1 rRNA gene is annotated in these 316 nt (G+C 44.0%); it reads left to right on the top strand.

Going from position 1 to position 316, the window contains the following annotated elements:
* Positions 1-215: 215 nt before the first annotated feature.
* Positions 216-316, top strand: a 5S ribosomal RNA gene (gene rrf, locus H4J50_RS19210); the annotation flags it as partial.

Below are 316 nucleotides of genomic sequence, written 5' to 3'. Positions count from 1 at the left end.
GAGGCTTAACCATACAACACCCAAGTGGTTTTCACGTAACTGTTCCAGACAGTTACCTGACTTCCTCCATCCATGGAGGTCGTGTATGAAGTTTGACAAAAAGTGTAGGAATACACGCATCACGCATGACAATTGTGTGAATAAGAGAAAAAAAAACGTATTTATTACTTAGAGCCAAGGCTTTAAGTGCAGCTTTCAAGATTGTACCCTTTTTGTCTAGCGACAATAGCGACATGGCCCCACCTGATCCCATTCCGAACTCAGAAGTGAAACGTGTTAGCGCCGATGGTAGTGTGGGAGTTCCCATGTGAGAGTA

The organism is Colwellia sp. 6M3 (genome assembly GCF_014077595.1).
Classification (GTDB): domain Bacteria; phylum Pseudomonadota; class Gammaproteobacteria; order Enterobacterales; family Alteromonadaceae; genus Cognaticolwellia.
The sequence above is the reverse complement of the archived record's forward strand: the minus strand, read 5'-3'. Positions and strand labels throughout refer to the sequence as shown.